Origin of the sequence: Streptomyces sp. NPDC017095 (assembly GCF_044332325.1) — a bacterium.
Classification (GTDB): Bacteria; Actinomycetota; Actinomycetes; order Streptomycetales; family Streptomycetaceae; genus Streptomyces.
Map to the genome: position 1 here is coordinate 128,625 of NZ_JBIROU010000009.1, position 22,180 is coordinate 150,804.

The window sequence follows — 22,180 nt, forward strand, 5'->3', positions numbered from 1 at the left end:
CGCAGCACCGGGGACACGAGGCCAGGAAGCGAGGGACGGACGGTGCGGGAGACGTTGGGCGACTCGACAACCGCCGCGGCGCACGCCGTCGCGGCCGGATACTTCCAGTCCTACTCCGTGGTCGGACTGCTCGCCCTCGTCGGCGTGCTGTTCGTCGCGGTCGCCTTCGGCGCCGGCCGGCTGCTGCGCCCGGTCGTGCCGACGCCGGAGAAACTCCTGACCTACGAGTGCGGCGTCGACCCCGTCGGCGAGGGCTGGGCCCACACCCAGGTCCGCTACTACGTCTACGCCTTCCTGTACGTCGTCTTCGCGGTCGACTCGGTGTTCCTGTTCCCCTGGGCGACGGTCTTCGCCGCCCCCGGCTACGGCGCCGCGACCCTCGTGGAGATGTTCGTCTTCCTCGGCTTCCTCGCCGTAGGCCTGCTGTACGCATACAAGAAGGGCGTCCTGGCATGGACGTGACCCCGGATCCCGTGTACCTGCCGGAGCCCCAGCGGCTCGGGACGCTGGCCCGCCTGGCTCCCGAACCGATGAAGGTGGTCCTCAACTGGGGCCGCCGCTACTCGCTCTGGGTGTTCAACTTCGGCCTCGCCTGCTGCGCCATCGAGTTCATCGCCGCGTCGATGGCCCGCCACGACTTCATCCGCCTCGGAGTCATCCCCTTCGCACCGGGTCCCCGCCAGGCCGACCTGATGGTGGTCTCGGGCACGGTGACGGACAAGATGGCCCCGGCGGTCAAGCGGCTGTACGAGCAGATGCCCGAGCCGAAGTACGTCATCTCCTTCGGCGCCTGCTCCAACTGCGGCGGCCCCTACTGGGACTCCTACTCCGTCACCAAGGGCGTCGACCAGATCATCCCGGTGGACGTCTACGTCCCCGGCTGTCCGCCGCGCCCCGAGGCCCTGCTCCAGGGCATCCTCAAGCTGCAGGAGAAGATCGCCCACGAGTCGCTGGGAGACCGGTACGGTGCCGGGTCCGCCCGGCCGTCCGCCGCCGCGCTCCAGAGCGGCCTGGTGCGACCGCCGGCCCCGGCCGGTGAGGAGGGCACGCCATGAGCACGGCCGGCTGGCTGCCCGCCCCCGCCGGGGAACTCTTCGGACCGGACGCCACGGCCGAGGAGTCGTACGGCCTGCTGACCGTCGACGTGCCGCCGTCCGCCTGGCTCACCGCCCTGGAGACGGCCCGTACGACCCTGTCCTGCACCTACTTCGACTGGCTGAGCGCGGTCGACGAACCGGGCACCGGCTTCCGGGTCTGCGCGCACGTCGTCGCCCTCGGCCCGGTCCGCCGCCTCCTGGTCCGTACGACCGTTCCGCACGAGGCCCCCGCGCTGCCCTCCGCCGTCGGCGTCTACGCGGGCGCCGGCTGGCACGAGCGCGAGACCCACGAGATGTTCGGCGTCGTCTTCGAGGGCCACCCGGGGCTGGACCACCTGCTGCTGCCGGAGAACTTCGAGGGACACCCGCTCCGCAAGGACTTCGTCCTCGCCGCCCGGGTCGCCAAGGCGTGGCCGGGCGCCAAGGAACCGGGCGAGTCCGAGCACGGCGGCCCCAAGCGCCGCCAGATGCTGCCCCCGGGCGTGCCCGACCCCAACGAGTGGGGCCCGCTCAAGGGCCAGCTGCCGCCCGCCCCGGCCCGCCCGGCCAGGGCGGCGGCGGGCCGCGCGGCCGGCGAGCGTCCGGTACGGCGCACTCGCTCGGCGTCGGAGGGCTCGGCCGGCCAGGCCGCGCGTGCGGGGCAGGAGGCCGGCGGTACGGCCCAGCCGGCGCGCCGGACGCGGAGTGTGAGCGAGGGCTCGGCGAGCCAGCAGGCGGAACGGACCGAGGACGCGGCGACGCGCAAGCAGGCCGCGACCGAGGGCGACGCCACCCGGGCGGCGGCCCCGGGCCCGGCCGCCGAGGCGTCCACGGCCCACGAGCCCACCGCACCGGCACGCCCGCGCCGCACCCGCAGCGCGTCGGAGGGCTCGACCTCACAGCGAACGGAAACGGAGCCGACTGCCTCGGCCGAGCGGACCGCGCCGGCTGGGCCGGGCAGGGCGGCCGCGCCGACCGAGCCGGGCAAGGCGGCCGCGCCGACCGAGCCGGGCAAGGCTGCCGTGCCGACCGAGCCGACCGCCTCGGGTGAGCCGGCCGCGCCGGCTGTGCCGGACAAGGCGACCGCGCCGACGGCGCCGACCGCGCCGTCCGTGCCGGACAGGGCGACCGAGTCGGCCCAGTCGTCGCAGCCGGTGCCGACGGGGGAGTCGGGCGAGCCGATCGAGCCGTCGCAGCCGGTGGGGTCACCGGAAGCGGCGGAGCCGAGTGAGCCGGCCGTGCCGGACAAGCCGGCGGCACCGGCCGTGCCGGACAAGGCGGCCGAGTCGGCCGGTCCCGGCCGGCCCGCGCGCCGGGGCGCCGCCCCGCGCAGCGCGGACGCGCCGTGGCACCACGCCCGCCCGGCCTTCGACGAACCCGACCGCGCCCCGGAACCGGAGCCGGAGTCACGTGAGGCGGCCCGGCCGGGTTCCGAGCCGGGCCGTGCCCCGGAACCGGACTCACGCGAGGCGGCCCGGCCCGGCGAGTCCGAAGGCCCCGGCGGGTCCGCCGGACCCGATCGTCCCGACACCCCCGAAGATCCCCCAGGAGGCCCGCAGTGAACGACGTGCTGGACGTCGCCCTGCGACTCCTGGTCGTCTTCGTCGTCTTCCTCACCTTCCCGCTGATCGTCGGCCAGACGGAGCACAAGGTGATGGCCCACATGCAGGGCCGCCTCGGCCCGATGTACGCGGGCGGCTTCCACGGCTGGGCCCAGCTCATCGCCGACGGCGTGAAGTTCGCGCAGAAGGAGGACGTGGTCCCGGCGGGCGCCGACCGCCGCGTCTTCCAGCTCGCCCCCGCCGTGGCCCTCCTGCCGTACCTCCTGGTGCTGCTCGCGATCCCGATCGGCCCCGGCGAGGGCGCCGTCGGCCAGGTCCTCGACGCCGGGATGTTCTTCGTCCTCGCGGTGATGGGCGTCGGCGTGCTCGGCTCGCTGATGGCCGGCTGGGCCAGCGCCAACAAGTTCTCCCTGCTCGGCGGCCTGCGCACGGCCGCCCAACTGCTCGCCTACGAACTGCCGATGCTGCTGGCCGCGGCCTCGGTGGCGATGGCGGCCGGCACGGTCTCCCTGCCCGGCGTCCTGCACGTCTTCCACTGGTGGTGGGTGCCGTGGCAGCTCGTCGGCGCGGTCGTCTTCTTCGTCGCCGGACTCGCCGAGCTGCAACGCCCGCCGTTCGACATGCCGGTCGCCGACTCGGAGATCATCTTCGGCGCCTACACCGAGTACACCGGTCTGCGCTTCGCCCTGTTCCTGCTCGCCGAGTACGCCGGCATCGTCGTCCTGTGCGGTCTGACCACCGTCCTCTTCCTGGGCGGCTGGCACGGCCCGTGGGGCGCCGACGGCCTCGGCTGGGTGTGGACCCTGCTGAAGACCGCGCTCCTCGCCTTCCTGGTGATCTGGCTCCGCGTGACCTATCCCCGGCTGCGCGAGGACCAGCTCCAGAAGCTGTCCTGGACCCTCCTCGTCCCCCTCTCCCTCGCCCAGATCGCCCTCACCGGCATCGTCAAGGTGGTGATCTCCTGATGGCCCCCGTCCCCGGCAGCGGCCTCGCCAAGGGCCTGGCCGTCACCCTGCGCACGATGACGAAGAAGACGGTCACCGAGCAGTACCCGGACACCCTGCCCGAGCTGCCGCCCCGCTCCCGCGGGGTGATCGGGCTGTTCGAGGAGAACTGCACGGTCTGCATGCTGTGCGCCCGCGAGTGCCCGGACTGGTGCATCTACATCGACTCCCACAAGGAGACCGTCCCGCCCGCCGCGCCCGGCGGCCGGGAGCGCAGCCGCAACGTCCTCGACCGGTTCGCGATCGACTTCTCCCTGTGCATGTACTGCGGTATCTGCATCGAGGTCTGTCCGTTCGACGCGCTGTTCTGGTCCCCGGAGTTCGAGTACGCCGAGACCGACATCCGCGACCTCACCCACGAGCGGGACAAGCTCCGCGAGTGGATGTGGACCGTGCCGGCCCCGCCCGCCCTGGACCCCGGCGCCGAGGAGCCCAAGGAGATCGCCGCGGCCCGCAAGACCGCCGAGAAGCTGGCCGCCGCCCAGGCCGAACCCCGGGAGGGCGAGTCGTGACCCCCGCCGCAGCCGCGCACCTCGCCGGGACCGGGCACGGCCTCCGCCTCGCCGCGGCCCCGCACGGTTTCCTGTCCCCGACCGGTGTCGAGATCGCCTTCCTGCTCGTCGGCCTGGTCACCCTCGGCGCCGCGCTGATCACCGTCACCACCCGGCAGCTCGTGCACGCCGCCCTGTGGCTGGTCGTGGCGCTCGGCGGGCTCGCCGTGGAGTACCTGCTGCTCACGGCGGAGTTCATCGCCTGGGTGCAGGTCCTGATCTACGTCGGTTCCGTCGTCGTCCTCCTGCTGTTCGGGCTGATGCTCACCAGGGCCCCGATCGGCCGCTCCCCGGACGCCGACTCCGGCAACCGCTGGGCCGCGCTGACCGTCGCGGCGGCCGCCGCCGTCGCCCTGGTGTGGGTCGTCACGGATGCCTTCCGCACCACCTGGATCGACCTGGACGGCCCGGCCGCCGGCACCACCGCGGTCACCGGCGCCAGCCTGTTCCGGCACTGGGTGCTGCCGTTCGAGGCGCTGTCCGTGCTGCTCCTCGCCGCGCTGGTCGGCGCGATCGTGCTGTCCCGCAAGGCCAAGGTCGGCGCCGTGCCCGCGGCCCCCGGGAAGGAAGGCGCCCGCTGATGCACCTCGCCTATCCCGCCGTACTCTCCGCCCTCCTGTTCTGCACCGGCCTCTACGGCGTCCTCGCCCGCCGCAACGCGATCCTGGTCCTGATGTCGGTCGAGCTGATGCTCAACGCCGTCAACCTGAACCTGGTCGCCTTCGACGTCTGGCTCAGCCGGACCGCCGAGGACACCCTGCACTCCGGCCAGGCGCTGACCCTGTTCACCATCGCCATCGCCGCCGCCGAGATCGGCATCGGCCTGGCGATCGTGCTCGCCGTGCACCGCAACCGCGGCACCGCCGACATCGACAAGCTCCGCGACACCGCCGAGGGCCCCGCGACCGAGGGCCCCGGCACCTCCGCGGCCGAGAAGGCTGAGGCCACCGCGTGACCACGACCACCCTCGCCGTCCTCGTCCCCCTCCTGCCGTTCCTGGGCGCCGCGGCCGGCCTGCTGCTCGGCCGGACCGCGCCCGGGTTCGTCCGCCCGCTCGCCGTCCTGCCGCCGCTGGCCTCGCTGGTGCTGGCCGCGCTGGTCGCCGTACGCCAGGGGGGCGGCGCGGCCGTGGACGCCCACACCGAGCTGACGCCCACCGGGTCCGTGCCCGTCGAGCTGGCCCTGCACATCGACGGCTTCGCCGCGCTCGTCGCCGTACTGGTCGCCTTCGTCGCGGCCTGCGTGCAGATCTACTCCACCGGCTATCTGCGCGACGACCCGCGCTACCCGTCGTACGCCGCTCTCGTCTCCCTGTTCACCTCCGCGATGCTGCTGGTCGTCTACTCCGGCGACCTGATCGTGCTGCTGGTCGGCTGGGAAGTCATGGGCATCTGCTCCTACTTCCTGGTCGGCCACTACTGGGAGACCCCCGAGGCCCGCGCCGCCTCCCTGAAGGCCTTCCTGGTCACCAAGCTGGGCGACGTGCCGTTCCTCATCGGCCTGTTCGCGCTGGCCGGCGACGCCGGGTCGTTCCGCGTCACCCGCGTCCTCGGCGCCGTCGCGAGCGGCGGTATCAGCCATCCGACGCTGATCGCGCTGCTGCTGCTCGCGGGGGTCGCGGGCAAGTCGGCGCAGTTCCCGCTGCACACCTGGCTCCCGGACGCGATGGCCGGCCCGACGCCCGTCTCGGCGCTGATCCACGCCGCGACCATGGTCGCCGCCGGTGTCTACTTCACCGCCCGTCTCCTCCCGCTCTTCGAGGCCTCCCAGGCCGCGATGGTGGTCCTCGCCGTCATGGCCGCCGTCACGATGACCGGCTCCGGTCTCGCCGCGCTCGCCCAGGACGACATCAAGCGCGTCCTCGCCTACTCGACGATCGGCCAGCTCGGCTACATGACCGGCGCCCTCGCCGTCGGCGACCGCGGTGCCGCCGTCTTCCACCTCCTGTCCCACGGCGCCTTCAAGGCGCTGCTGTTCCTCGCGGCCGGCGCCGTCATCCACGCCGCCGGCACCAACTCGCTGGCCGCCATGTCCCGCATGCGCGGCCTGCGCGACCGCGTCCCGGACGCCTACTGGACGATGACCGTGGCGCTGCTCGCGCTCGCCGCGATCCCGCCCTTCAGCGGCTTCTTCTCCAAGGAGTCCGTCCTCGGCGCCGCCGAGCACGTGACGCAGGGCCACCCCGGACACGCTCCCGCCGCGGCCGGCTGGATCGTCCTGGTCGCCGGCCTGCTCGCCGCGCTGCTGACCGCCGCCTACGCCACCCGGCTATGGCTGCTCGCGTTCCGCGGCCGGGGCGCCGAGGCCCCCGACCACGGCAGGCAGCCGCTGACGATGACCGTGGTGCTCTGGGTCCTCGCCCTGCCCTCCCTCGCCTTCGGCGGGCTCGCCTACCGCGCGCTGCCCGGCTGGTTCGGCGGCCGTGACCTGACCCCGGCCCCGCTCACCTCGATCCTCGGCACGGGCCTCGCCGTGGTCGGCGGGCTGCTCACCTACGGGGCCTGGCAGCGCACCACCGCGCTCGCCGCCCGGACCCCGCTGGGTGCCGTCGCCGCCCACCCGGAGGGCGACGCCGGCCTGGTCGAGGCGGAGGCCATCGCCGCCCACACACCGGCCTACGGCGACATCGCCTCCGCGCCCGATCCGGCGGACCCCGGACGGCTGCTGCTCGGCCCGCTGCACCGGCCCGCGGCCGCCGGCTTCCACCTGGACGCGGTGTACGCGGCGCTGTTCGTCCGCCCGGTCCAGGCCGCAGCGCGTCTCGTCCGGTTCCTCGACCGCGAGGTCGTCGACACCTACGTACGCGGCGCCGCCGCCGTGCCCCGGCTGCTCGGGACCGCCGTACGGCGGTCCCAGACCGGCAATGTGCAGACCTATGTGAGCGCGCTGCTCGCCGGCACCGTCGTCCTGGCGGTCGCCGTCCTCCTCGTCGCCACGGGAGCGTGAGCAGGCGTGATCGGTATCAACGAGTCCGTGATGCGGTTCCTTCTGGCATTCGTCGTCGTCGGCCCGCTCCTCGGCGCCGTCGCCGCCCTCCTCCCGGCGCCCCCCGGACTGAAGGGGAAGTCACCCGGGCAGGCCGTGCTGCGGCACGGCGTGACCGTCACCGGCGCGGTCCTCGCCGCCGCGATCGTCCTCGCGCTCGGCTTCGACCACGACCATCCGTCGAGGATGCAGGCCACGACCGACATCAGCTGGATCCCCGCGCTCGACGTGCGGATCCACCTCGGCACCGACGGCATCTCCCTCCCCCTCCTGGTCCTGACCGCGCTGCTGACCTTCCTCTGCGCGCTCTACTCCTACTTCAAGCCGCCGGCGGGCCCGGCCCCCAAGGCGTTCGTCGCCCTCCTGCTCCTGCTGGAGGGCGGCACCCTCGCCAGCTTCGCCGTCCTCGACCTGCTGCTGTTCTTCCTCGCCTTCGAGACGGTGCTCATCCCGATGTACTTCCTCATCGCCCGCTGGGGCGGTGCGGACCGGACCCGGGCCGCGTGGAAGTTCATCCTGTTCACGCTGCTCGGCTCCGTGGTCATGCTGCTCGGCCTGCTCCTGGTCGGTCTCAAGGCGGGCACGTTCGACATGGTGGCACTCGCCACTGACAACGGCCGGTCGCTGACCGCGTCCGTGCAGGTCGTCGCCGTTCTGGCGATCGGGCTCGGGCTCGCCGTGAAGACGCCGATGTGGCCGCTGCACAGCTGGCTGCCCGACGCCCACACGGCCGCGCCGACCGTCGGCTCGGTCCTGCTGGCCGGTGTCCTGCTGAAGATGGGCACGTACGGCTTCGTCCGGATCCTGCTGCCGGTCGCGCCGCACGGCTTCCACACCTTCGCGCCGTACCTCGCCGCGTTCGCCGTCGTCGGGATCGTCTACGGCTCGCTGGCCTGCCTCGCCCTCGCCCGGCAGGGCGCGAAGGGCGACCTCAAGCGACTGATCGCCTACTCCTCCGTCGGCCACATGGGCTTCGTCCTGCTCGGCATCGCCACCATGACCCCGACCGGCGTGAACGGCGCCCTGTTCGCCAACATCGCCCACGGCCTCATCACCGGCCTGCTGTTCTTCCTGGTCGGCGCCCTGAAGGACCGCACCGGCAGCACCGACCTGGACACGCTGGCGAAGGAGACCGGCGCCGCGCTGTACGGCAGGGCCCCGCGCCTCGGCGGTCTGCTCGCCTTCGGCGCGGTCGCCTCGCTGGGCCTGCCGGGCCTGGCCGGGTTCTGGGGCGAGATGCTCACGCTGTTCGGCGCGTTCCGGCCCGCCGCCGGCCTCAGCCGGCCCGCCTTCCTCACCTTCCTGGCGATCGGCGCGTCCGGCACCCTGCTGACGGCCGCGTACATGCTGATCGTGGTCCAGCGCGTCTGCATGGGCGGTGTGCGGCGCGAGGCCCCGGAGCTGGCGGACGTGCACGGGTACGAGTTCGCCGCCTGGACCCCGCTCGTCACCCTCACCGTCCTCGCCGGACTGTGGCCGAAGGCCCTGCTCGGCCTGACCGACCCGGCCGTGCAGCAGCTCCTCGCAGGAGGCACCCGATGAGCGCCCAGCCGCTTGCCGAGTCGCTGGTCCAGTCCGTCGACTGGCTCGCGATCGCCCCGCCCGCCCTCGCGGCCCTAGTCGGACTCGCCGTCCTCGTCGCCGACCTGTTCGTGCCCGAGCCCCGCAAGGCCGTGCTCGGCTGGGTCTCGGTCGCCGGACTCGCCGCGGCGACCGCGCTGCTGCTGCCCCTCCTGGGCGGCGACCGCGCCACCTTCTGCACCGACGCCCACGCGCGCGCGTGCAGCTACACCGCCGACCGCTTCACCCTCGTCATCCAGCTCCTGGTGCTCGGCGGCGCCCTGCTCGCCGCCCTGCTCTCCGTCACCCACCTGGACGACGAGCGGCGCCGCGTCCCGCCGGGCGAGTTCTGGTTCCTGCTGCTGTCCTCCGCGGCCGGCGCCGCCCTCCTGCCCGCCTCCCGCGACCTGGCCACCCTGATCGTCGCCCTGGAGGTCACCTCCCTGCCCGCCTTCGCCCTCGTCGGCATCCGGCACGGCGACAAGCGGTCCTCCGAGGCGGCCCTGAAGTTCTTCCTGTCCTCGGTCACCGCCACCGCGGTCAGCCTGCTGGGCATCAGCTTCGTCTACGCCACCACCGGCACCCTCTACCTCACCCAGGTCGCCCAGCGCCTGCCGCACGTCGGCGGACAACTGCACACCCTCGCCCAGACCGGTGTCGTCCTCACCCTCGTCGGCTTCGCCTTCAAGACCGCCGCCGTGCCCTTCCACTTCTGGGTGCCCGACACCTACGTGGGCGCGCCCCTGCCCGTCGCGGCCTACCTGTCCGTCGTCGGCAAGGCCGTCGGCTTCTCCGGCCTGATCCTGGTCACCGTCGTCGCGTTCCCGTCGTACGCCGGCGTCTGGGGGCCCGCGCTCGCCGCGCTGGCCGCCCTGACCATGACCGTCGGCAACGTCGCCGCGCTGCGCCAGCAGACCACGCGCGCGTACAGCGCCGTACGGCTGCTCGCCTGGTCCTCCGTCGGGCAGGCCGGCTATCTGCTGGTGCCGATCGCCGCGGCCGGATACAGCAAGGACGCCGAGCGGGCGATCGGCTCCACCGTGGCGTACGCCCTGATGTACGCCGCCGTGAACCTCGGCGCGTTCGCCGTGGCCGCCCTGGTGGACCGGGGCCGCGCGCTGAACCGGATCAGCGACTACCGGGGCCTGTACGCCGCCAACCCGCTCGCCGCGCTGCTGCTGGCGTTCTTCCTGCTGTGCCTGGCCGGGCTGCCGCCTGGCGTCATCGGTCTGTTCGCGAAGGTCACGGTGTTCTCGGCCGCCGTCGACGCGGGCCTCGGCTGGCTCGCCGTCGTCATGGCCGTCAACGTCGTGATCGGCCTCTTCTACTACCTCCAGTGGGCGGCCCTGCTGTTCCGCGCCCCCGAGGGCGAGCCCGTCCGGCACCGGGTGCCGGCCCCGCTCACGGCCGCCCTCGCCGTCACCGGGGTCCTCGGCGTCGCCCTCTCCGGAGCGCCCCAGCTGGTGCTGCGGTTCGCGGCCGCCGGGCTGTTCTAGCGAGCGGCCGCCGGGCTGTTCCAGGAGTCGTCCCGCGCGCGTGGGGCACCCGTGCCGGCACGCGCGCGTACGGCCGGACGGGCACCTCACCCGCCCGGCCGCCGCGCGCCACCGTACGCGCAGGGAACTCGTGGCCTCCGCCTGGCGTTGTCACCTGCGGGAGGGTCACCGGAACAGAGTGTTCCCCAGCCGCACGACTTGGAGGACGCACCGTGCACCGCCGGCACAACGGGCTCAGGACCGCAGTTCTCCTCGGAGGGCTGTCGGCACTCATCATCGTCATCGGCGGCTTCTTCGGCCGCGCCGGACTGATCGTGGCGGTGCTGGTCGCCCTGGGGACGAACGCGTACGCGTACTGGAACAGCGACAAGCTGGCGCTGCGCGCGATGCGCGCCCGTCCGGTCAGCGAGTTCGAGGCCCCGGTGCTGTACCGGATGGTGCGGGAGCTGTCCACGCAGGCCCGCCAGCCCATGCCCCGGCTGTACATCTCGCCGACGGAGGCCCCGAACGCCTTCGCCACGGGCCGCAACCCGCGCAACGCGGCCGTGTGCTGCACCGAGGGCATCCTGCGCCTGCTGGACGAGCGGGAGCTGCGCGGGGTCATCGGCCACGAGCTGAGCCACGTCTACAACCGGGACATCCTCATCTCCTCGGTCGCCGGCGCCCTCGCCTCCGTGATCATGTTCCTGGTGAACTTCGCGTGGCTGATCCCGGTCGGCCGTTCGGACGACGACGAGGGACCCGGTCTGTTCGGCATGCTGCTGATCGCCATCCTGGGCCCGCTCGCCGCCTCCCTGATCCAGCTCGCCGTCAGCCGCTCCCGGGAGTACGAGGCGGACGCCTCCGGGGCCCAGCTCACCGGCGACCCGCTCGCCCTCGCCAGTGCCCTGCGCAAGCTGGAGACGGGCACCCGGCAGCTTCCGCTGCCCCCGGAGCCCCGCATCGAGACGGCGAGCCACATGATGATCGCCAACCCGTTCCGTCCGGGCCAGGGGCTGTCGAAGATGTTCTCCACGCACCCGCCGATGACGGAGCGCATCGCCCGGCTCGAAAAGATGGCGGGCGGCTACCGGTAGGACCGTTCCGGCCGGCCGCGCGCTGCAATTCCGTATTACGCGGCCGTTCTTTTCCGTCCCGGAAATCCGCGCGAAGCCCTGAGGCTGTACGGGGGAAAACGCGGGCGCTGCCGCGCGTCTGGTGATCGTTGCCGCCCGGCCGTCGCCATCCTGTGCACTGAGTATGCGGCACCAGGGACGACGAAAGGTTGGCCGAGTGAAGCTCACCAAGCGGTTCGCCGCGATCAGTACCGCCGCGGTCACGGCGGTGCTCTTCAGCGCCGGCGGCGCGCAGGCGCAGGGCGACGGGGGACTCCTGTCCCGCCTGGGCGTGGCGTCACTGCTCCAGGCCCCCTACCGGATGGGGCAGGCGGGCCTGGGAGGCACCGACACCCAGAGCGCCACGAACACCAACACGAACAACAACAATAACAACAATCCCGGTGGGGTGAACAACAACAACAATAACAACAACAATGGGGGCGTGAACACGAACAACAACACCAATAACAACAACATCCTCGCCGGTACGGCGGCGCCCGGCGGCGGTGGGCTTCTCTCCCTTCTGGGCATTCCGCCGCTGCTGCAGATCTGCTCTCCGACGGGACAGGCCGCGCAGGGGAACAACACCTTCACCGGCAGCCAGAACATCAACTGCAAATTCAGTTGACCTGAACGGTCCGTCGCGGAGCCCTACCCGCGCTCGGGGTCGGGGCCGTGGTGTTTCCGGGCGGCCTCATGGCGGGTGTGGACACCCAGCTTGGTCAGTACGGCGCCCACGTGATGTCCGGCCGTCTTGGGGCTGATGTAGAGGCGGGCGGCGATCTCGGCGTCCGAAAGGCCCTCGTCCAGCAGCTTCAGGACGTCCATCTCCCGGTTGGTGAGCCGGTAGGGATTGGCCCGGGTGGCCGGCCGCGGGCCCTGCCGGACCGGGCGGATTCCGCGGGCCCGCATCAGGGAGCGGGTGTGGGCCACGGCCGGCCGGGTGTCCAGGGCCTCGAAGGCGGCCAGGGCCCGGCGCAGCGCGGAGGCGTCACCGGACAGGCGGGCCAGCGCGGCGTCGTACGGGCAGCCGAGCCGGTCCCAGTGCGCCGCGGCGCCGGCCCAGTCGCCGGCCAGTTCCCGCGCGTACGGACCGGCCGCCGGGACCGGTGGGGGATCTCCTCCGGCGCGGCGGATCCAACAGGCCAGGGAGCCGGACAGCCAGGGATGGGTGCGGTCCGCCAGCGCGGTCAGAGCGCGGCGGGCCTCCGTCCGCACCCGTTCGTGGTCGCCGGCCAGCCAGGCCGCCTCGGCCCGGGCCTCCCAGCCCAGTCCCGTGTCCCGCAGGCAGTCCGGGTCGACCAGGCTCGCCGCCCGGTCCAGCGGCGGCCACACCTCGGGCCGGCCCTGACGGGCCCGTACCAGGCCCCTCACGGTCAGCGCCAGAGCTTGGGCGACCGGCGGCGAGCCGGGATGGGCCAGGATCTTCTGCGCGGCATCGGCGGCCCGGGACCACAGACCCCGGTTCAGCAGGCCCCAACTGCCCCAGGCCCGCGCGCACAGCAGGTAGGCCGGCAGGTCGTGATCGAGGCAGTAGTCCTCCGCCCGGCTCACGGCCGCGGCCGTCCGGGCGGCGTCCCGCCGCGACGCGGCCAGCCAGCACAGGACGAGCGCCAACGACCCCGCGTCCGGCGGCGGACCCCCGGCCATCGCGTCCGCGACCGCCCGCTCGCACTCCTCCCAGCCGCGTCCCCCGCTCAGCACGCGTGCCGCCGCGGTGTGGAAGCGCGCCTGGACGAGCACCTCCGCATCACCGGAGCGCCCGGCCAGGGCGAGCGCCTTCCCGGCGTGGCCGGCGACCGCCGCCTCGCCTTCGTGCCCGTAGCAGGCGAGCCGGCAGAGGTTCAGGTGCGCCCGCGCCAGCTCCCGGCCGGGCGTCAGCCCTTCGAGCACCCGCACCGCCTCCAGACCGGTTCGCCTGGCCTCGGCGGCTCGCCCGGCCGGCCACAGCCAGCAGGACAGCCAGCGCAGGTCCTCGCCCTCGCCCAGCCGGTCGCCGAGGGCGCGGCGCAGCCTCACCGCCGTACGCCGCGACGCGATCCCCTCGTCCAGCCGGCCGGACAGCAGGCAGGCCCGCGAATGGCCCTCCATCAGGGAGACCCGCTGCTCGGGCGGCAGGCGGTCGGCGTACCGCAGGGCGTGGGCGTACTGGGCGGCGGCTTCCCGGTGTGCCCCCAGCGCGGTGGCACGGGCGGCCGCCGCGGGCGCGTACTCCAGCACGGCGGCCGCGTCCCCGGCGCCGTGGGCGTGCTCGGCCAGCAGCGGCAGGTCCTCCTCGGCGACCGGACCGGACCGCATCGCCGCCAGTGCCTGCCGGTGTGTCCGCAGACGGTAGGCGGCGGGCACGGTCTCCAGCACCGCCAGCCGGGTCAGTTCGTGGCGGAACCCGGTCACCTGTCCGTGGGTGCGCACTATCCCGCAGGCCACGGCCTCGTCCAGCGCTTCCTCGGGGGCCGGCAGGACGCCGGCCAGCAGGGACAGCGGTACCCGGGCCCCCAGGACGGCCAGCACGTCGACCGCCCGGCGCGCCGCGGCCGACAGTCCCGCCAGGCGGCCCGCCACGGACTCGCGCACGGTGGCCGGGATGGCTTCGGCGGGAGCGGCCAGGATCTCGGTGACGAGGAACGGGTTGCCGGCGGAGACGTGGTACAGCTCCTCGGCGTCCACGGCGTGTCCGGTGGCCAGCCGCGCGACGGACCGGCGGCTCAGCGCGGTCAGGTCGTGCCGGTACACCCACGGATAGCCGGCCAGGGTGCCGAGGAGCGCGGTCACGTCGTGGGTGCGGCCGATCTCGTCGTCGCGGTAGGTGGCCAGCACCAGCGACGGGACGCCCGGCAGCCGGCGGGCCAGGTAACGCAGCAGGTCCAACGTGGCCTCGTCGGCCCAGTGGATGTCCTCGACGACCAGCAGACTCGGGTAGGCGCTCAGGTCGGCGAGCAGCCGGTCGTAGACCTCGTCGGAACGGCAGGCGCCGGTCAGCGTGCCCGTCAGGGCCGCGCGCACCTCGTCGCCCAGACGCGGGGCCAGGTCCAGCAGGGGGCCCAGGGGACGGGGCGTGGCGAGCGGGTCGCAGGCGCCGATCACGACCCGGATGTGGGGATCGGCCACCTGGGCGAGACGGCGGACGACGGCGGACTTGCCGATCCCGGCCTCCCCGCGGACCAGGGCCAGGCGTCCGGGCCCGCTCACGGCGGCCTTCAGGTGACCGGTCAGGTCCCGGAGCACGGTCTCCCGCTCTAGAAGGTCCATCACCAGCCAGTTTCCTCCCGTGGCCGAAGCGGCGCAAAAGATCCAGACCGATCAAGACCGGCCGGGCGGCGGCGCCGGGGGTGGGCTGCCGGGGCGGAGCGTGGGGTGTGTGCCGGGGCGGACGTGGGGTGCGCGGGGCGGAACTTGGGGTGCGCACCCGATGCGCCCGCCGTCCCCGGCCGCGCATGCTGGCCGAAGAGTTTCAGACCGGGGTATCGGAGTTCGCGGCGCCTGCCGTTTCCGCGCTGAGTGTGTCGCCTGCCCTGTGCCTAATGGACTGCCGATCTACGACGTCCATACCCATCGGAAAGGAAACATCATGGCGAACAAGTATGCCAAGCGCGCGGCCCTGATAGCCGCATCGGCAGCCCTGGCCGCGGGAGGCGCCCTGGCGCCGTCGAGCGCCTTTGCCGCCCCGGCACCCACAGGAACCCACGCCACGGCGCCGAGCGACAACGGTGGGAACAACAACAACAATAACAACAACAACGGTGGGCGAGGCGGTCACCACCAGAACAACAACAATAACAACAACAACGGAGGACGGGGCGGAAACAACAACAATAACAACAACAACAACAACGGCGGACGAGGCGGCAACAACAACAATAACAACAACAACAACGGCGGACGAGGCGGCAACAACAACAATAACAACAACAACAACAACGGCGGACGAGGCGGCAACAACAACAATAACAACAACAACAACGGCGGACGGGGCGGGAACAACAACAATAATAACAACAACAACGGGGGCGGAGGTGCGAACAACAACAACAATAACAACAACAACAACGGTGGAGGTGCCAACAACAACAATAACAACAACAATAACGGCGGCGGAGGTGGAAACAACAATAACAACAACAATAACAACGGAGGCGGAGGCGCGAACAACAACAATAACAACAACAACGGCTGAACTTGACGGTCCGGCGGCCGGGTGTCCACAGTCCCCTGGCCGCTGGACTGCCGCGTTCGTGCGGGGTGATGAAGACGAAGAACGCAACGGTACGCGGAGCCGGGCTCGCAGTCGCGGTGACCTGCTTCATGGCGTTGGGCGGCTGGGAATCCGCGGCGCATGCCGCCGGCGCACCGGTGAAGTCGACGACCCAGTGTTACGCGACGCGGAACAACCCGGACGACATCACGTGCTACCGGCATTCCTGGAAGGCCGAGTTCAGGCACGGTGACGTCGTTTACGTGCCCATTCTCATTCAGGTGCCCAAGCCCGCACATCCGTCGTCGGTGGTGTACGTCGGCAGCCTGGACGACATTCGCCCGAGCGCTACGACGGGTGCGTGAATCCCGCTCGGCCGGTCGCCGTAGGCGTCACAGCCGTCGGCGGTGAGGGGGATCGAGATCAGCGTTCGCCGAAAGCCTTGTCCGTGGGCACGACCTCCTGTCCGAGCGGCATGAGCGAAAGCGGGATGAGCTTCAGGTTCGCCCAGCCGAAGGGAATGCCGACGATCGACAGGAAAAGCGGAATGCTCGTGACCAGGTGGGCCAGCGCGAGCCACCAGCCCGCGAAGACCAGCCAGACGACGTTGCCGACGCACGACGGTGCGCCGGCACCCGGCTTCTCCACCGTGGTACGGCCGAACGGCCAGAGGACGAACCCGGCGATGCGCAGCGACGCGACGCCGAACGGAATGGTGACGATCAGGGCGAAGCAGATCAGGGCGGCGACCAGGTAACCGATCGCCATCCAGAGCCCGCAGAGGAGAAACCACAGGATATTGAGCAGCAGGTTGAACACCTTCATAACCCGTATACCTCTCCAGGTGGCTCAGCCGGCATGCCTGCCGCCGTCACACATCACCTTCCGCGCCGCCTCGCCCGTCATCGCCGTACGCCGTGGGCCGGGCGGGGCAACCGGTGGGTACGCCCGTGGCGTCCTCCCTGTTGACACGGCACGCACACGCTCGCGTGACGGACGGCGGGGCCACGGCGGAACAGACCCGGGCCCGGACAGTGCGGTCACCGCACGGAAGGGCAGGTTCACGGCATGGGCATCATCGGCTGGATCATCCTCGGGCTGCTGGCCGGAGCCATCGCCAAGGTGCTGCTGCCGGGACGCGACCCCGGCGGCTTCATCGGCACGACCGTGATCGGCATCGCGGGCGCGTTCCTGGGGGGCTGGATCTCGGCGCGCTGGCTCGACCACCCGGTCAGCAAGCACTTCTACGACGGCGCCACCTGGGCCGCGGCCGTCGGCGGCTCACTGGTGCTGCTGATCGTCTACCGCCTGCTGTTCGGCAACTCACGCGACTGAACCCGGCAGGCCCGGCGGGACGGCAGGGCAGCGACGGAAGGCGGAAGGGCGGGCACCACCGGGTGCCCGCCCTTCTCCGGTTCCGGCCGCCTAGCGGTAGTTCACGAACTGCAGCGCGAAGTCGAAGTCCTTGCCCTTCAGGAGGGCGATCACGGTCTGGAGGTCGTCGCGGCTCTTGGAGCTGACCCGCAGCTCGTCACCCTGGACCTGCGCCTTGACGCCCTTCGGGCCCTCGTCGCGGATGATCTTCGCGACCTTCTTGGCGTTCTCCTGGGAGATGCCCTCCTGGATCGACGCGAAGATCTTGTACTCCTTGCCGGAGAGCTGCGGCTCGCCCGTCTCCAGCGACTTCAGGGAGATGCCGCGCTTGATGAGCTTGGACTCGAAGACGTCGAGGACGGCCTTCACCCGGTCCTCGGAGTTCGCCTCCATGAGGATCTTCTCGCCGGACCACGAGATCGAGGCGCCCACGCCCTTGAAGTCGTAGCGCTGCGAGATCTCCTTGGCGGCCTGGTTGAGGGCGTTGTCGACCTCCTGCCGCTCGACCTTCGAGACGATGTCGAAACTGGAGTCGGCCATGTCCTGTGGCTCCTTGTATCGGGGTGCGTGATCGGGTGCGCGGCGGCGACCGCCGGGCCCGGTGGAGCACCGGGCCGCATCCGCACCAGCCTAGCCACCTCGCGACCCGGGAAGCGGAGATCAACCGGGTGGCGAAGCACCCCGGTGGATCGGGTATTGTTTACGTCGTTGCCGGGGAGCACCGCGAAAGCGGGTTCGAACGGCAGCGTCACCCGGCGGTGTGCCCGAGCGGCCAAAGGGAGCAGACTGTAAATCTGCCGGCTCAGCCTTCCCAGGTTCGAATCCTGGCGCCGCCACACGGGAGCGATGGCCCCGTGATCTGCGTAAACAGCAGATCACGGGGCCATCGTCGTACTCCCCAGTGATCAGGGGACTGTCTCACGCTGTCTCGCGTTCGAACGCCTCGTCTCGGTGTGCGTGGACGGAGCGTGGACGGGTTTCGTGGCCGGTCATCGGGCCCGCCCCAGCCGGGCAGAGATCTTGGCGTTCGCCGCCTCGTCCCCGTCCTTCAGAAACTTGGCGTACACCCGGAAGAGCACCGCCACGCTGTGGCCGGCGCGCTCCGCCACGAGCTGGGGCTCCACCCCGGAGCTGAGCCAGGTGGACACCGCGGCGTGGCGAAGATCATATGGGCGCTTGGCCAGCACCGAAGCGAACTCCTCGGGGGCCAGGGCCCGCGAACGAGCCTCGGCCCAGACCTCCCCGTAGCCCGTGTCCTGGACCAATCCGCCTCGCGCGGTCTGGAACACCCGGCCGTCCGGGGCGGTGCCGTACGCGGTCAGGTGCCACCGCAGCAGGGCGACCAGTTCCGGCGGGATCGGCACGTGCCGGACGGCCCGCCGGGGCCGGTGCTTCAGTCCCCGCTTGTCGTGCGCCTCACCGCTGTCCGTCCAGGCCGTCCCCGAACGGGGGCGAGTCTCCCTCAGACGGAGCAGTCCCCACCCGCGCCGGGGAAGGTCGCAGTCGCGGCGCCGCAGGCCGATGACTTCGGCCGGCCGCGCCGCCGCGTAGTAGATGCAGCCGAAGAACGCCACCAGGCGCCGGCCGCGCGGGCTCTGGTCCCGGACTGCGGCCAGCAGCTTGGCGGCCTGCTCGGGGTTCGGCACGCATTCGGGGTCGACTTCTTCTACTACCTGCTCGGGCGCCCTCCACTTGAGGCGGGCGAGCGGGTTGTCGGCGAGGAGTTCCGACTCCACGGCGAACTCCAGCGAGTTGTAGAAGATCGCACGCTTGCGGCTGATGGTTCCCGGTGCTGCGGTTTTCCCGTCCAGCTTCACGGACGCTGCATTGAGCGCGGCCCGTATCAGCAGGAGATCCGACAGGGCTGAAGTGGACAGCGACTTGCGCTTGAACCACTCCAGCACCTTGGTCACGTCGGCGGGACTCTCCTCGTCCCAGCGGTTCTTGTTGAACGCCCAGCCATACAGGGCCCGACGCACGACTCTGGCGTCCGGCATGCCCTTGGTGTCCTTCACAAAGACGGGCGTCACGGTCGCCATCGCCTCGGCCAGCGTGCGCCGCGTCGAGGCGGGGGAGTGGTCCCACTTCATGCCGATGTAGTTGCGGGCGTGCTCGTACCACGAGATGTCCCGCTCCTTCACGACCATGGACTTCGGCAAGCCGCTGTCCACGTCGAACGGCTCGCCCTCACGGGCCGCGGTAATGAGCTGGGCCCGGCGACTCTCCGCCAGGCCCAGGGTGAGGAACGACTCCGCGTGCGGGCTGGTGCCCACTTTCCAGCGGAGTTGATAGGGCTTCCGGTAGTCGCGCTTACGGATGGCCCAGATCTTGACGGTGTAGCTCCACTCGGTCACGCGGCTTCCAATTCGTCTTTGAAGGCGTCCAGGACGCTTCGGCGCACACAGATGCGGCCGGACGGCGTGCGCTTCGCCTCCGGTCCGTAGCCGCGGTTTCGCCACCGGTACCAGGTGGCGCGACTGATGCCGATCTCTTCCAGGGCGTCGCTCAGCGGCAGCAATTCGTCCTTGGGGAGGCGGCGTCGGCGGGAAGAAGGGGTGGCCATGCCGGGATCTCCTTGAGTAGCAGGAGGGAGAAGCCACGGGGAGGGCCCTGCGGGGCCCTCCCCGTGCGTCCGCTACATGCGCTACATCCGCTACAGCGCAGGTCATGGGCCTGTTTTCTGTAGCGGATGGAGGCCGTGTAGCGGATTGACGCCGCTACGCGGGGCGGGCGGGGGCGTTTGACGTAGCGGTTTCGTCGGGGGTGTAGCGGATGCCGGGCAGCTCATCCGCTACGGATTCACCCGTGTTGACCTGCGGCGTAGCGGGTGTAGCGGATGTAGCGGACTTTGACGGGGGCGGGGCGCAGTAGCGGGCCCAGGCGTCCGCGAGGTCCTCGGCGTAGTAGCCGCGCGGCACTGCGCCGGCCGCTGTACGGATGGGGCGCGGCTTGATCGGCTTGTTGGCTCCGGTGACGTACTGGCTGAGCAGCCGGGCCAGTCCTCGGGGAGTGAGCGGCTTGCCGCCGACGTCGACCCATGGCGCATCGTCCATGCTGGTCAGGCACTCCAGGATGGCGGCGGTCGGCATGCGGTCGATGCCGCAGAACACCGTGTCGCGCAAGTCGGTCAGCAGTCGGATGCCCAGGGAGGCTTCGTCGTCCTCACCCGCGGCGGTCACCAGCTCGACGCACGCGGCCCGCGCGCGCTCGGGCCAGCTCCCGCCGGCTGCCTCGGCGACGGCCAGCAGGGGCTCCCACACGTCGGCGGGCCGGTCGGTAATGCCCTCGGGCATGACCGGCCAGGCGCCATCGACCGTGGAGCGGACGGCGGCGGCCCAGCGGGCGAGCCGGTCCCGCAGGGCGTGGCCTTCCTTCTCGTGGACGCGCTGCCGGTAGGGCTCCACGCGCTCGTTCCGGGCCCGCCGGCGCATGCGGACGATGACCGAGCGGGTCAGAATCGTGTCCGGCAGTGAGCCGAGTCCGGCCATGGCGACCGCGCAGTACGAGGGGAACGGCTGGACGGTCTGGTTGGAGCCGTCACCGACGCACCGGTACGTGACCCCGGATCGGCGGTGACCGGCATTGAGGAAGCCGCGCAATTCCTCGTTGTCCCCCGCCTTGGGCCCGAACACGGTGTCGATCTCGTCAAACAAGATCGTGGGCCGCCCCTTCGTGCCGGACACGGCCCGGAAGAGAGCGGCGGCGGAGGCGTTGACGGCGACCATCGGCTGCGGGACGAGCGTCTCCACGATCTCCAGCGCGCGGGACTTGCCCGATCCCGGCTCCGGGGAGAGGAACGCGATGCGGGGGGTGGAGTCGAAGCAGTCGAGCAGGTGGGCGTGGGCGTCCCAGAGGGCAACGGCGACGTAGGCGGCTTCGGTGGGGAAGACGTTGAAGCGGCGGTGGAAGGCTTCCACCTCGTTGAGCAGCGCGGCGCCGTCGATGGGGGAGGTCATGCGGCTGCCCTCCCTTCGCGGAGGTTGCGGAGCGGGCAGGTGGCGCGGTGGGCGGTGTGGGCTTCGATCAGCGCGCGTACCTGGGCGTGGCCGATGGCGTCGTGGTCCCAGCCGCACCAGCACTGCGAGGCGGCCATGGGCATGCCCCCGTACGGCGCGGTGACCGTGAGCCAGGCGACGGGGTAGCGGTCACGGGCCGGGTGCTGGTCAGGGCGAAGAACAGAAGGGACGCCCTGGCGGGCGGCGCCTTTCGGCTCGCCCACGGCCGGGCGGGGCGCGGCCGGTTCGGCGGCCGGCGGCCTGTCCGGGGTGGAGGTGATGCTCTTCAGACAGGGGCGGGAGGGGGCGGTCATGCCGTCTCCCGGCGGGTCTGGTTGTGGGCGATGGACCAGTTCAGGGCGCTGCGGAGGGTGGAGCGGCACTCGGCCGCGGTGAGTCCGGCCGCCTCCCCCGCCTCCTGAAGAGCCTGCTCAACCACCTGCCGGGGAAGGTCGCCCCACGCGACGAGGCGCCCCAGGGCGCGCGCGCCACGGAACAGGGTCCCTTCCCGCTCGCCGACACGGGCCGCAGCGACCGCCCGCGCCTCGTTGGCCAGGGCTACATCCGCGTACCGCCGGGATCGCCCCAGGACGGCCGTCGCGGGCGCCTGTGACGGCTTGGGGACGGGCTGGAGGACGGCTTGCAACCACGACGGCAGGACGGCCGCCTCAGGGCCGTACTGTGCCTCGTAGGTTCCGGTGGGGGTGGTGCTGCCGGCGGCGACGACGTACCCACCCCACGCCCGGGTGTCCACCAACTCCCCGATAGTCCGTGCGGTGTTGGTCAGGTGCAAGCCGGACGGGGCGGTGAAGTACAGGTGCGTCCCGCCGCTCGCGGTCCGCACCCGGTAGGTGGTGGGGGCGGCGTGGCCGGCGCGCTCGCAGAGCGCTTGGAAGGTCGTCGCGCCGCAAGGCGCGTCCGAACTGCCCTTGCCCTTGTTCTTGGGTACGTCCAGGTCGACCACGACGAGCCGGGAGGGGCCGGTGGCGATGCCGACGTTGTACGGGGCACGTGCCCAGGCGGCGCGGATCAGGTCCGGGTCGGTGGTGGCGCGCTGCTCCCACTTCAGGTGCCCGGCCGCGCAGGGTCCGGTGAGGGGGCAGGACTGCTCCCCGTGCAGGGCGGGCCGCTTGGTGCCGGGGCGCAACGGGAAGACGTGCCAGCCGCGTTCGGCGGCTGCCAGTGCCGCATTCAGCAGCGCGGAGCGGGGGCTATGGGTCATGCTGGGTGTCTCCAGTTCCTTGACGGGTTCTGGCTGACAAGGGCGGCCCCGGACTTTGGCGAGACG

At 71.8% G+C, this 22,180-nt stretch carries 23 protein-coding genes and 1 tRNA gene; 16 read left to right on the forward strand and 8 right to left on the reverse strand.

The features are described 5' to 3' along the window. Window positions 1–42 precede the first annotated feature (42 nt). The 12 genes from ACH4OA_RS19495 to ACH4OA_RS19550 all read left to right on the forward strand — a co-directional run bounded on the left by ACH4OA_RS19495 (window position 43) and on the right by ACH4OA_RS19550 (window position 11,959). Window positions 43–462, forward strand: a complete 420-nt coding sequence (locus ACH4OA_RS19495; protein ID WP_365880370.1) for an NADH-quinone oxidoreductase subunit A — start codon at window positions 43–45, stop codon at window positions 460–462. After that, window positions 453–1,055: an NADH-quinone oxidoreductase subunit B gene (locus tag ACH4OA_RS19500; protein WP_397938362.1), complete on the forward strand. Its 603-nt coding sequence runs from the start codon at window positions 453–455 to the stop codon at window positions 1,053–1,055. The genes ACH4OA_RS19495 and ACH4OA_RS19500 overlap by 10 nt, the downstream gene beginning before the upstream one ends. Beyond that, entirely contained in the window at window positions 1,052–2,638 is a 1,587-nt protein-coding gene (locus ACH4OA_RS19505) for an NADH-quinone oxidoreductase subunit C (protein WP_397969929.1), read from the forward strand. Before ACH4OA_RS19500 ends, ACH4OA_RS19505 begins: the two co-directional genes overlap by 4 nt. Beyond that, complete coding sequence (locus tag ACH4OA_RS19510) at window positions 2,635–3,603, forward strand: NADH-quinone oxidoreductase subunit H (protein WP_397969931.1); 969 nt, start codon at window positions 2,635–2,637, stop codon at window positions 3,601–3,603. Before ACH4OA_RS19505 ends, ACH4OA_RS19510 begins: the two co-directional genes overlap by 4 nt. Beyond that, a complete protein-coding gene (locus ACH4OA_RS19515) occupies window positions 3,603–4,154 on the forward strand; it encodes a NuoI/complex I 23 kDa subunit family protein (protein WP_397938357.1) in 552 nt (183 codons plus the stop codon). The genes ACH4OA_RS19510 and ACH4OA_RS19515 overlap by 1 nt, the downstream gene beginning before the upstream one ends. Continuing rightward, window positions 4,151–4,774 (forward strand): NADH-quinone oxidoreductase subunit J, encoded by a 624-nt coding sequence (locus tag ACH4OA_RS19520; RefSeq protein ID WP_397969933.1) that lies wholly within the window; start codon window positions 4,151–4,153, stop codon window positions 4,772–4,774. The genes ACH4OA_RS19515 and ACH4OA_RS19520 overlap by 4 nt, the downstream gene beginning before the upstream one ends. After that, complete coding sequence (gene nuoK / locus ACH4OA_RS19525; RefSeq protein WP_365880380.1) at window positions 4,774–5,148, forward strand: NADH-quinone oxidoreductase subunit NuoK; 375 nt, start codon at window positions 4,774–4,776, stop codon at window positions 5,146–5,148. Before ACH4OA_RS19520 ends, nuoK begins: the two co-directional genes overlap by 1 nt. Further along, window positions 5,145–7,139 (forward strand): NADH-quinone oxidoreductase subunit L, encoded by a 1,995-nt coding sequence (locus tag ACH4OA_RS19530; RefSeq protein WP_397969934.1) that lies wholly within the window; start codon window positions 5,145–5,147, stop codon window positions 7,137–7,139. Before nuoK ends, ACH4OA_RS19530 begins: the two co-directional genes overlap by 4 nt. Window positions 7,140–7,145: 6 nt before the next feature. After that, window positions 7,146–8,720, forward strand: a complete 1,575-nt coding sequence (locus ACH4OA_RS19535) for an NADH-quinone oxidoreductase subunit M (RefSeq protein WP_397969936.1) — start codon at window positions 7,146–7,148, stop codon at window positions 8,718–8,720. Then, window positions 8,717–10,234 (forward strand): NADH-quinone oxidoreductase subunit N, encoded by a 1,518-nt coding sequence (locus ACH4OA_RS19540; RefSeq protein WP_397969937.1) that lies wholly within the window; start codon window positions 8,717–8,719, stop codon window positions 10,232–10,234. The genes ACH4OA_RS19535 and ACH4OA_RS19540 overlap by 4 nt, the downstream gene beginning before the upstream one ends. 212 nt (window positions 10,235–10,446) lie before the next feature. Beyond that, window positions 10,447–11,310 carry a zinc metalloprotease HtpX gene (gene htpX / locus ACH4OA_RS19545; protein WP_397946726.1) on the forward strand — a complete coding sequence of 288 codons (864 nt, stop codon included), beginning with the start codon at window positions 10,447–10,449 and terminating at the stop codon, window positions 11,308–11,310. Window positions 11,311–11,506: 196 nt separating this feature from the next. Continuing rightward, a complete protein-coding gene (locus ACH4OA_RS19550) occupies window positions 11,507–11,959 on the forward strand; it encodes a hypothetical protein (protein WP_397938345.1) in 453 nt (150 codons plus the stop codon). 23 nt (window positions 11,960–11,982) lie between these two features. Here ACH4OA_RS19550 and ACH4OA_RS19555 read toward each other — a convergent pair whose 3' ends face one another. Beyond that, on the reverse strand, window positions 11,983–14,580 hold the full coding sequence (locus ACH4OA_RS19555; protein WP_397970109.1) for an AAA family ATPase: 2,598 nt from the start codon (window positions 14,578–14,580) through the stop codon (window positions 11,983–11,985). Window positions 14,581–14,899: 319 nt separating this feature from the next. Between ACH4OA_RS19555 and ACH4OA_RS19560 the strand changes: the two genes are divergently transcribed. Together ACH4OA_RS19560 and ACH4OA_RS19565 are read left to right on the forward strand one after the other, a co-directional pair. Further along, entirely contained in the window at window positions 14,900–15,505 is a 606-nt protein-coding gene (locus ACH4OA_RS19560) for a hypothetical protein (RefSeq protein ID WP_397969939.1), read from the forward strand. Between the two features lie 68 nt (window positions 15,506–15,573). Then, complete coding sequence (locus tag ACH4OA_RS19565; protein WP_397938339.1) at window positions 15,574–15,888, forward strand: hypothetical protein; 315 nt, start codon at window positions 15,574–15,576, stop codon at window positions 15,886–15,888. A 58-nt stretch (window positions 15,889–15,946) separates the two neighbouring features. Here ACH4OA_RS19565 and ACH4OA_RS19570 read toward each other — a convergent pair whose 3' ends face one another. Continuing rightward, window positions 15,947–16,348, reverse strand: a complete 402-nt coding sequence (locus ACH4OA_RS19570; protein WP_397938337.1) for a YccF domain-containing protein — start codon at window positions 16,346–16,348, stop codon at window positions 15,947–15,949. 243 nt (window positions 16,349–16,591) lie between these two features. Here ACH4OA_RS19570 and ACH4OA_RS19575 point away from each other — a divergent pair, with 243 nt between their 5' ends. Next, a complete protein-coding gene (locus ACH4OA_RS19575) occupies window positions 16,592–16,858 on the forward strand; it encodes a GlsB/YeaQ/YmgE family stress response membrane protein (RefSeq protein WP_365876045.1) in 267 nt (88 codons plus the stop codon). A gap of 90 nt (window positions 16,859–16,948) precedes the next feature. Here ACH4OA_RS19575 and ACH4OA_RS19580 read toward each other — a convergent pair whose 3' ends face one another. Beyond that, window positions 16,949–17,437: a YajQ family cyclic di-GMP-binding protein gene (locus ACH4OA_RS19580; RefSeq protein ID WP_365876047.1), complete on the reverse strand. Its 489-nt coding sequence runs from the start codon at window positions 17,435–17,437 to the stop codon at window positions 16,949–16,951. 214 nt (window positions 17,438–17,651) lie between these two features. Here ACH4OA_RS19580 and ACH4OA_RS19585 point away from each other — a divergent pair. Next, window positions 17,652–17,733: transfer RNA gene (locus ACH4OA_RS19585), tRNA-Tyr, on the forward strand. A 153-nt stretch (window positions 17,734–17,886) separates the two neighbouring features. On the opposite strand, the gene ACH4OA_RS19590 is transcribed toward ACH4OA_RS19585, so the two are convergent. The 5 genes from ACH4OA_RS19590 to ACH4OA_RS19610 form a co-directional block, all read right to left on the reverse strand. Continuing rightward, complete coding sequence (locus ACH4OA_RS19590) at window positions 17,887–19,251, reverse strand: tyrosine-type recombinase/integrase (protein WP_397969940.1); 1,365 nt, start codon at window positions 19,249–19,251, stop codon at window positions 17,887–17,889. Next, window positions 19,248–19,460, reverse strand: a complete 213-nt coding sequence (locus ACH4OA_RS19595) for a helix-turn-helix domain-containing protein (RefSeq protein ID WP_365876054.1) — start codon at window positions 19,458–19,460, stop codon at window positions 19,248–19,250. Before ACH4OA_RS19595 ends, ACH4OA_RS19590 begins: the two co-directional genes overlap by 4 nt. Before the next feature lie 154 nt (window positions 19,461–19,614). After that, window positions 19,615–20,853, reverse strand: coding sequence for a DUF3631 domain-containing protein (locus tag ACH4OA_RS19600; RefSeq protein WP_397969942.1), 1,239 nt, complete (start codon window positions 20,851–20,853; stop codon window positions 19,615–19,617). Continuing rightward, the gene (locus tag ACH4OA_RS19605) at window positions 20,850–21,206 is read right to left on the reverse strand and encodes a hypothetical protein (protein ID WP_397969944.1); all 357 of its coding nucleotides are present in this window, start codon (window positions 21,204–21,206) and stop codon (window positions 20,850–20,852) included. The genes ACH4OA_RS19600 and ACH4OA_RS19605 overlap by 4 nt, the downstream gene beginning before the upstream one ends. Next, on the reverse strand, window positions 21,203–22,114 hold the full coding sequence (locus tag ACH4OA_RS19610) for a bifunctional DNA primase/polymerase (protein WP_397969946.1): 912 nt from the start codon (window positions 22,112–22,114) through the stop codon (window positions 21,203–21,205). Before ACH4OA_RS19610 ends, ACH4OA_RS19605 begins: the two co-directional genes overlap by 4 nt. Window positions 22,115–22,180: the final 66 nt, after the last annotated feature.